Genomic DNA, 7,278 nt, shown 5'->3' with positions numbered 1-7,278 from the left:
ATTCATCGCGCTTTAGCCGCCCGCCTTCGGGGGGGGGGAGCACTCAGCCCAGCACGTCCTGATTGATGATGTTCTGCCGGATCGGGTCGCCATCGAGCACGCTGAGGATGTTGCGCGCGGTCTGCTCGCTCATGCGGCTCACCGCCTCGACGGTGACGCCGGCGACATGCGGGGCCATGATGACGTTCGGCAGCGCGAACAGCGCATTGCTGACCGGCGGTGGCTCCTGCTCGAACACGTCGATGCCGGCACCGGCGAGCTTGCCCGAGGCGAGCGCCTCATACAGCGCCTTCTCGTTGACGATGCCGCCGCGCGCGGTGTTGATGAGATAGGATTTCGGCTTCATCAGGCCGATCCGTGCCGCGTTGAACAGGCCAACCGTTTCCGGCGTCTTCGGGCAGTGGATGGAGACAAAGTCGGCTTGCGGCAGGGCGGCGTCGAGGTCGGCGACAGGTTCGCAACCGGCGGCCTTGATCTCGGCGGCTCCCTTGTAGGGATCGTAGACCTGTACGTTCATCTCCATCGCCAGGCAGCGCTTGGCGGTGCGGGTGCCGATGCGGCCGAAGCCGATGATCAGCACGGTCTTGCCGTAGAGGTCGAACGGCAGCATGCCGAGCCGCTCGGCCCATTTGCCATCCTTGACGCAGGCGTGCATCTCCTGCGCGCGCTTGGCGAGTGTCAGCATCATGAACAGCGCCTGCTCGGCAACCGAGGGGGAGTTCGCGCTGCCCGCGACCATCAGCGGCACCTTGCGGCGGGAGAGGGCGGGCACATCGACGGCGTCATAGCCGACGCCGATTCGTGTCACCACCTTCATGTCCTTCGATGCCTCGAGCTCGGTCTCGCCGAAGGCGGTGGCGCCGAGCGCCACGCCGTGGACCGGCGCGTGGCTCTTCAGCATCACCTCGAATTCCCTGGCGGAGATCAGGTTCGGAAACTCGACGAGCTCGATATCGTCCCGCTGGGTGAGGAGGGCGCGTGCCCCTTGCGACAAAGTTTGTGTAACGAAAATCTTCTTCTTGTTGGTCGCCATCTCTCCCCGCCTGCTCGCGTTTTCTGGCCGGCCGTCACAACACGGCGCCGGTCGCTTCGTTTAGCAGGTGCATGTTGTTGAGGTCCATCGCCAAACGCATGGGAGCCCCGTCCTTGGCGCCGGCATTGGGATCGACACGGCCGCAGACCGGCGTGCCTTCGAGCCCGAAATAGACCAGCGTCTCCATCCCCATCGGCTCGGTGACGTCGAGCACGGTGTCGAAGGTTTCTTCGCCGGGCTCCAGGTGCGCGTGGGCCTCCGTGAGGTGTTCGGGACGGATGCCGAGCAGCAGGTTTTCCGTTCGGGGCAGTGCGTTGTAGCGCGCGGCGCGGGCTTGCGGCAGCGGGAAGGAGATGCGGTCGGTCAGCCGGATGTTGAGCCTGCCGCCGACGTCCTCCAGCCGGCAGGGGAGGAAATTCATCGCCGGGGAGCCGATGAAGCCCGCGACGAAGCGCGTCGCCGGCTTGTGGTAGAGCTCGTTCGGCGTGCCGATCTGTTCGATCCGTCCCTTGTTCATCACCACCACGCGATCGGCCAGCGTCATCGCCTCGACCTGGTCGTGGGTGACGTAGACCGTCGTGGTGCGCACCTTCTGGTGCACCTTCTTGATCTCGATGCGCATCTGCACRCGCAGCTTKGCGTCGAGATTGGACAGCGGCTCGTCGAACAGGAAGACTTTTGGATTGCGCACGATGGCGCGGCCCATCGCGACGCGCTGGCGCTGGCCGCCGGAGAGCTGCTTCGGCTTGCGGTCGATCAGGTCGGTGATGTCCAGCAGGCGCGCGGCCTCCGTCACCCGCGCCTTGATCTCGGCCTTGGGATAGTGCTTGAGCCGCAATCCGAACGACATGTTCTCCGCGACCGTCATGTGCGGATAGAGCGCGTAGTTCTGGAACACCATCGCGATGTCGCGGTCCTTCGGCGGCACGTCGTTGACGACGTCGCCCCCGATCGTGATGTCGCCGTCGGTGATGTCCTCGAGCCCCGCGATCATCCGCAGCGTCGTCGACTTGCCGCAGCCCGAAGGGCCGACCAGCACGATGAACTCATGGTCGGAGATATCGAGATCGATGCCGCGCACGGCTTCGACATCGTCGTAACGCTTGATCACCTTGCGCAAGGAAACCTCGGCCATTGAACTTCAATCCTTCGATTTCAACCCTTCGTCGCGCCGGCGGTCAGGCCGGCGATGTAGTAGTCCATCAGGAAAGCATAGATGATCAGCGGCGGGGCTGCGCCGAGCAGCGCGCCGGTCATGATCTGACCCCAGTTGAAGACGTCGCCCTTGATCAGCGTGGTGGTGATGCCGACCGGCAGCACGAGCTGATCTATGGAGGTGGTGAACACCAGGGGATAGAGGAACTGGGCCCAGGACACCGTGAAGGCGAAGATGGTCGCGGCAATCAGCCCGGGCAGCGCCACCGGGATGAAGATCCGCGTCAGGGTCTGGAGCCAGGAGGCGCCGTCGATGATCGCAGCCTCATCGAGCTCCTTCGGGATCGAGGCGAAATAGCCGATCATGATCCAGGTGCAGAACGGCACCGTCAGCGTCGGATAGACGAACAGCAGCACGTACCACCGGTTCAGCAGCGTGATGCCGGTGATGTCCTGGACCGCCGCGAGCATCTTGAACAGCGGAATGAACAACAGGCTGTCCGGAACCAGGTAGGTCAGGAACACGCCGGTGGCGAGCGTCGTCGAGCCCCAGAACTTCATTCGCGCCAGCGCGAAGGCCGACGGGATGCTGATCAGCATGGTGATGATCACGACCACGATCGACACGATCGCCGAATTCCAGAAGAAGCGCAGGAACTGGTTCGAGGTCAGGAGCTCGACGTAGTTCGACAGCGTGGGGTGGAACACCCACCACGGATTGGTCGCGGCCGATATCTCCGCGCTGCTCTTGAGCGAGGTGATCAGCATGTAGAGCGGCGGCGTCAGCGAGAAGATCGCAAACAGCACCAGGAAGAAATAGGACCAGCGCAGCGCCCAGGTTCGGTCGCGGCTCATGCTGCCGTATTTGACCTTGCGGGTCGGTCCTGCCTTGTCGATTGCAAGCGTGCTCATCAGGCTTCGTTCCCGCGTTTGGAGACATCGCGAAGGATGAAGATCGCCGCGACCGCGAGGATCGGCACCATGAACAGCGAGACGCTGGCGCCGAGCGGAATGTCGCTGCCCTCGATGCCGACCTTGAAGGCCCAGGTCGCAAAGATGTGGGTTCGATCCAGCGGGCCGCCCGACGTCAGGATCCGGACGATATCGAAATTGGCGAAGGTGACGATCAGCGAGAACAGCGTGGTGATGGCGATGATGTTGCGCATCATGGGCAGGGTGATGAACCAGATCTTCTGCCACCAATTGGCGCCGTCGATCGCCGCGGCTTCATAAAGCTGGTCCGGCACGGATTTCAGCGCCGCCAGATACATGATCATGAAGAACGGCGCGCCGTACCAGACGTTGACGAGAATGACGGAAAAGCGCGCCCACGCGGTGTCGCCGAGCCAGTTGATGGGCCCGATGCCGAAGAAGGACAGCGTGTAGTTGAAGGCGCTGTAGGACGGATCGAACAGCCACAGCCAGGCCAGCGTGCTCATCGCCGGCGGGATGACCCAGGGCACCAGCAGCATGCCGCGCCATTTGCGCTGGCCTTTGGCCGGAATGTTGTGCACGAAATGCGCGACGATGAAGCCCATCAGCGCCTTGAAGAACACGGCGGTGACCGCGAAGATGCAGGATTGCTTCACCACCATCCAGAACGTGTCACGGCTGAACAGGAAGGTGAAATTGCCGACGCCGACGAATCTCTGCATCGATTTGTTCAGCGTCGCGAGATGGACGGAATAGACGGCGGGATAGAGCACGAACAGCGCAATCAGCAGGATCAGCGGCAACGTCAGGAAGAACGCCACCGACGATTTGCGTCCCATGGCATTGCGGAGGCTGCTGCGTTTGCGTGTGCTCGCCGCACGGACTGCACGACCCTGCTCAACGACGACGTCGGCCATGAATGGGCTTTCCTAACAGATTGGGCCTTCCTGACGGCTATCGAATGGCGAAGCCGGCCGAATGGGTCGGCTCCTTGCGCTACGCGGGTGTTAGAGGCGGGTTGCCCCGGCGGCTCGCGCGTGATGCGCGAACCGCCATGGCACACCCCCGGCTAACTCCGCATGAAGCCTTCGCACTCGCCCTCGGCCCAGGCGAGCGTCGTCTCCATCTTCTCGCCTTGCGAGAAACGCAGCGCCATCTTGGTCAGCGTCGCCTGGAAGTAGATCTGCTGCGCGATCTTGGGCGGCGCCGGGGACGCTGCGATCGACAGCGTCTGATGGTTATACGGGTTCGGATAGTGATAGAGCGTGCCTTTCGGCGGCCCTTCTTCCTGCCAGGTCTTCAGCGTCGTCATGTTGGCATAGGCGGGCAGATCGTAACCGCCGCTTGCCGCGACAAACTTTTCGATCGACGACGGCTGTGACAGATAGGTGAGGAGGCTCTTGGCGGCTTCCTTGTTCTTGCTGAAGCTCCACAGACCCCAGAAGTAGGGAAGGTAGGGCGCGAAGCGGCCCTTCGGCCCGGCGGGGAAGCCGTGGGTCCAGCATTGCTCGGCGACCTGAGGCGCGTCGCGCTTGGCGACGGCCCAGGCGCTCGGCGGGTTCAGGATCATCGCGCCGCGGCCCGAGATCAGCCATTTGTTGTTCGAGGCGTCATCCCAGGACGGCGCGTCCGGCGGCAGGAAGGCAATCAGCTTCTTGTAGTATTCGAGGGCTTGGCGAACCGCGTCGGTCTTCACCGTGACCTCGCCCTTGGCGTTGACAAGCTCGGCCCCGAACGACTGGAAGATCGCGCCCGCGGTGTCGACGCTGTCGGTGGTTTCGCCGAGGCCGATACCGAAGGGGAAGCCGCCCTTCTGGCAGGCCTCGGCCGCCTTCAGGAACGTGTCCAGGGTCCAGTTGTCTGCCTTGGGCGGCGCCCCGACCGGATACATTTCCTGGACGTCGATGCCGGCGAGCTTCTTCATCAGATCGATACGGGTGCAGGGTCCCTTGATCTGGCTGCCCGGAGTGGCGGGTATGGCGAGCCATTTGCCGCGCGACTGGCCGAGATATTTGACGGTGCCGTTGACGTCGCCGTTCTGCTTGATGAGCGGCTCCATCACGTCATTGAGCGGCTCGAGATTCTCGGAATAGGCGTGCGGCCACCAGGTCGGCATCTGCAGGATATCGTGGCCGGATTTGGCCTGGGCTTCGGCTGCGACCGTGAGCTGGATCTTGTTGTTGTTGCTGGTGATGTAGTCGATCGAGACTTCGACCTTCTCCTTGGCGCCCCACTCGTTGACGAGGGCCGTGGAGGCGTTGTTGGCGCCGGGCACCCAGTGGTCCCAGAAGCCGATCGAGAGTTTGCCCGCGGCGTGAGCGCCCCGGACATAGGGCGCCGTGATCAGCGCCGCGGAGGACATTGCAGTGGCAGCCACAAATTGACGTCGCGTCAGTGTCTTGCGTGACATCTCGTTTCCTCGCTTGGGTGTTTTATTGTTCTGGCGTTTCCTTTGACCTTCCGAGTTTTGCTTTTGATTTTCTTCTTGGAAGTTTCTTGTTAGTGCCTTCGCCTCGCTGGCTGATCACGCGCGGCGGGGCAAATTGGTAGCGCGATCAGATCATGATTGATCGCGTCTGTCGAGGAAGGCGAACAGCTCGTCGCCTAGAACTAACGTTGGCCCGGAACATGGCTGCGCTGCCCGGAAGCGCGGGCCGGATGTGAACCGCCGCCGCGCATTTTGCGACGCACACTTTGCGCGATGCCGGCTTGGGACATTGCGTGCGCAATTACGCCGCAGTTTCGAATAAGCCTGCATAACCGCTTCGCGCGAAAGACTTTTCGGGCGTGGAAAGCAATTCTCGGCGGCTAGACCGCGAAGCTGCGAAAACGATAGAGTTGTAACCGCCGGGTGGCTCTCACCCCGACAGGCCAAACAGATCGACGATGGAGACGAGAATGATCAACCCGGCGCCGCCAGTGCGGCTTTATCTGCGACGATGGTTCGCGCTGGGCTCCGTGCTGGCGATGCTGCTCGGCGCAGCCGCGGTGGCGAACGCGCAAGGCCTGGTCAAGGGCGTTCAGGATGGCGCTGCGGCCGGCAACAAGGCGGCCGGTCCGGTCGGCGGCGTGCTGGGCGGCGCGATCGGCGGCGTGGTCGGCGTCTTCACCGGCGTGCTCGGGGTCGGCAACAACAACAACCAGGCGCCGGCCGCCAAGGACGGAACCAAGGACGCCAAGCAGGATGCCAAGCAGCAAGGCGCCGGCAAGGACAAGGATGCCAAGAACGCCAAGGCGGGCAAGGGCGCCAAGGCGACCAAGGAAGCCAAGAACACACCCCAGGACAAGGACGTTACGGTTCTGACCCAGAGCGGCGCACCGCAGCTCACGGCCGACCAGATCGTCACCAACAGCGATTCCTATATCGAGCGGATCAAGACCGAGCTGAATTTGACGCCCGATCAGGAGAAGCATTGGTACGGCTTCTCCAGCGCCATGCACTACCTTGGGCATAATGGTGCAGAGCGGCTCAACCTGCGGGTCGCGCGCGCCAAGCGGGATCCCCCGGACGACATCGTCGAGCAGATGCGCAACGAGGCGCAGTTCCTGATCGACCGCGCCGCCGACCAGCGCAATGTCGCCGATGCTGCCGAACCGCTCTATTCGAGTCTCGACGACAAGCAGAAGCAGGTCTTCATCCAGGAGATGGTGCGCTTGAGTCACGAGCGCGGGTTGGATTGATCAACTTGAATCGGATCGGGCGCGTCCGAATTAACGCCGCCCGCCACGAATTCGTGAACGCTCCCGTAGTCTCGGTTATGATTAGGTTCGAGTGGTTGCTGCGGGGTTGATATGACAGGCGGGCTCTCCGTTTTCCTGGTTGAAGACGAGGCGTTGATCCGGATGATGATGGCTGAGATGGTGGAGGAGCTTGGCCACCATGTCGTCGCCGAAGCCGACAACGTTCGGGACGCCAGCGCCTTTGCGATGACCGCGCAGTACGACCTCGCCATCCTCGACATCAACCTCATGGGCGTCTATGTCGATCCCGTCGCCGACCTGATCGAACGCCGCGGCAAGCCGTTCCTGTTCGCGACGGGCTATGGGCCGGAACTGCTGCCGTCGCTGCTCCGGCGCCGGCCGATCCTGCGCAAGCCGATCTCCCTCGACCAGCTCAAGGCGATGATCGAATCGATGTTTCCGGAGACGTCCAGCTC

General features: G+C 62.9%; 7 protein-coding genes. 2 read left to right on the top strand and 5 right to left on the bottom strand.

Going from position 1 to position 7,278, the window contains the following annotated elements:
* Positions 1-43 precede the first annotated feature (43 nt).
* The 5 genes from ACXJL8_RS28485 to ACXJL8_RS28465 all read right to left on the bottom strand — a co-directional run bounded on the left by ACXJL8_RS28485 (position 44) and on the right by ACXJL8_RS28465 (position 5,531).
* Positions 44-1,033 (bottom strand): hydroxyacid dehydrogenase, encoded by a 990-nt coding sequence (locus tag ACXJL8_RS28485; protein ID WP_456618988.1) that lies wholly within the window; start codon positions 1,031-1,033, stop codon positions 44-46.
* A 34-nt stretch (positions 1,034-1,067) separates the two neighbouring features.
* Positions 1,068-2,168 carry an ABC transporter ATP-binding protein gene (locus ACXJL8_RS28480; protein ID WP_456618989.1) on the bottom strand — a complete coding sequence of 367 codons (1,101 nt, stop codon included), beginning with the start codon at positions 2,166-2,168 and terminating at the stop codon, positions 1,068-1,070.
* Positions 2,169-2,188: 20 nt separating this feature from the next.
* Positions 2,189-3,100, bottom strand: a complete 912-nt coding sequence (locus ACXJL8_RS28475) for a carbohydrate ABC transporter permease (RefSeq protein WP_456618990.1) — start codon at positions 3,098-3,100, stop codon at positions 2,189-2,191.
* The gene (locus tag ACXJL8_RS28470; protein WP_456618991.1) at positions 3,100-4,038 is read right to left on the bottom strand and encodes a carbohydrate ABC transporter permease; all 939 of its coding nucleotides are present in this window, start codon (positions 4,036-4,038) and stop codon (positions 3,100-3,102) included. The genes ACXJL8_RS28475 and ACXJL8_RS28470 overlap by 1 nt, the downstream gene beginning before the upstream one ends.
* 152 nt (positions 4,039-4,190) lie before the next feature.
* Complete coding sequence (locus ACXJL8_RS28465; protein WP_456685993.1) at positions 4,191-5,531, bottom strand: ABC transporter substrate-binding protein; 1,341 nt, start codon at positions 5,529-5,531, stop codon at positions 4,191-4,193.
* Between the two features lie 488 nt (positions 5,532-6,019).
* Between ACXJL8_RS28465 and ACXJL8_RS28460 the strand changes: the two genes are divergently transcribed.
* Together ACXJL8_RS28460 and ACXJL8_RS28455 are read left to right on the top strand one after the other, a co-directional pair.
* The gene (locus tag ACXJL8_RS28460) at positions 6,020-6,802 is read left to right on the top strand and encodes a Spy/CpxP family protein refolding chaperone (protein WP_456618993.1); all 783 of its coding nucleotides are present in this window, start codon (positions 6,020-6,022) and stop codon (positions 6,800-6,802) included.
* A gap of 111 nt (positions 6,803-6,913) precedes the next feature.
* The coding region (locus tag ACXJL8_RS28455; RefSeq protein ID WP_456685992.1) for a response regulator at positions 6,914-7,278 on the top strand (365 nt) is incomplete at its 3' end.

The organism is Bradyrhizobium sp. P5_C11_2 (assembly GCF_054049755.1).
The sequence above is the reverse complement of the archived record's forward strand: the minus strand, read 5'-3'. Positions and strand labels throughout refer to the sequence as shown.